Below are 1,803 nucleotides of genomic sequence, written 5' to 3' on the forward strand. Positions count from 1 at the left end.
TGATCTTGGAAGCCCGTGCCTGTCACGTTCCGGGACGCCACCGAGCTGACAGACCGCCACGAACCGGGCCCCACACGACAACGCCGAAGCCCTGGAGTACGGTCCGAGTGCTTAGAACTCCTCACAAAGTGTGAGGTTGCTCAGTCGGCGCCAGCAGATGATGTTGCACGCCAGGCTAAAGAAGGCTTCGTGAATGTCGTCGCGGATCTCCCACCGGATGCGCAGGCGGCGGAACCAGTGCAACAGCGCGAAGCTCTGCTTGACCACCCATCGTTCTGAGCAGTGTTCGGTGCCGCGGCGGGCAATGACCGGGGTGATGCCCACTGCCCGGACCTGCTTGCGGTACTTGTCGTGGTCGTAGCCGCGGTCGGCGTAGAGCTTGTCCGGCCGTCGACGGGGCCGTCCGCGTCGGCCGCGTACCGGCGGGACGGCCTGGATGAGCGGCATGAGCTGAGTCACGTCGCTCCGGTTCCCGCCGGTCAGCGAGACCGCGAGGGGGATGCCGTGTGCTTCGGTGATCAGACATCCGATGGGGTTAAGCGGTCAAGCTGCGGCAGTGAGGATGGGCTCGGGGCGGGTGGGGAAGGCGATGGTTTCGTCGTAGTGGACGTGCTTGTCGAGGCAGTGGTGCAGGCACCCGATCACGCGGTTGAAGAGATTGCGCAGGGCTGCGATGTGTCGGTCGCCGTTGGTGCGTCTGCGGTCGTAGTGGGCCCTGGCGCCCTTGGAGGCCGTCAGGGAAGCGAATGCCCAGACGTAGCCGGCGGCAGCGAAACGCTGGTTCTTGATCCGGCGGGCCTTGACGGAGACGCTCTTGCCGGATGCCCGGGTTAACGGTGCGGCTCCGGCGTAGGACTTGAGGGCCCGGGCATCGGCAAAGCGGGATCGGTCGTCTCCGATCTCTGCGAGCACACGGGCGCCGGTGAGGGAGCCAAGTCCTGGAAAGCTGGTGATGATGTCGGCGTCCGGGTGTGCCTCAAAAGCCGTCACCGCAGCTTCGGCGAGCTCGTCCGCGCTGGTGCAGGCGGCGTCCAGCTTCCGCAGCAGTGTCAGGGCCTGGTGGCCCATCGCGTCCTCGACCAGTGGGAGTTGGCGCATCTGCGGGGCCCGTAGGACCGCGTGCAGGCGCGTGACCTCAGCCTCGATCCCGCGTTGGCGTCCGGCCTTCTTCAGTGCGGCCCGCAGCTGGGTCTTGGTCAGTCGGGCGGCTCGGGCCGGGGTGGCTGCGGCTGCCAGCAGCGCGCGGGCGACGGATGAGCACAGGCCACCGAGCAGCGGCTGGACGGCGGTGAGGTAGCCAGGGAAGTACTCGCGAAGGTGGGACCGCAGTTTGTTGGCAGCCTGGGTGCGGTCCCAGACCGCGTCTTGCTGGGCGCGCGCCAAGTCGGCGATGGCCTGGACGAGTTCGGTGTCGGCAGGCAGCATCCGGTGTACCGCGGCGTCAGTGCGCAAGATGTTGGCGAGGACCATGGCATCGAGGTGGTCTGACTTCTGCGTGCGATGGTGTGGCGTTCGCGGTATCGGGACGCTGCCATGGGGTTGATCGCATAGACGGGGCGTCCGGTGGCTCGCAGGCAGGCCACCAGCAGTCCTCGGGAGGTCTCTATGGCCGCTGGTATACGCGTTTCGGGGGTGTCCCCGTGTTCGGCCAGAAGATTCAGCAGTTGTTGAAGGCCGGTGGCGTCGTCAGCGATCCTGGCCCTGGCCACCAGTGAGGCTGATCCTTTGGAGTGGACACCCTGACAATGGATCTTGATGGTCCAGGGAGGGATGTCCAGGTGGGACGCAAGTCTCCGTATCCGG

The 1,803-nt window shown here is 66.4% G+C and carries 2 pseudogenes; both read right to left on the reverse strand.

Going from position 1 to position 1,803, the window contains the following annotated elements:
• Nucleotides 1–111 precede the first annotated feature (111 nt).
• Nucleotides 112–522 (reverse strand): annotated as a pseudogene (locus ACWD35_RS45405) (transposase); the annotation flags it as partial.
• Between the two features lie 21 nt (nucleotides 523–543).
• Nucleotides 544–1,757, reverse strand: a pseudogene (locus tag ACWD35_RS45410) (IS110 family transposase).
• Nucleotides 1,758–1,803: the final 46 nt, after the last annotated feature.

The sequence above is a fragment of the Streptomyces sp. NPDC002671 genome (genome assembly GCF_053592475.1).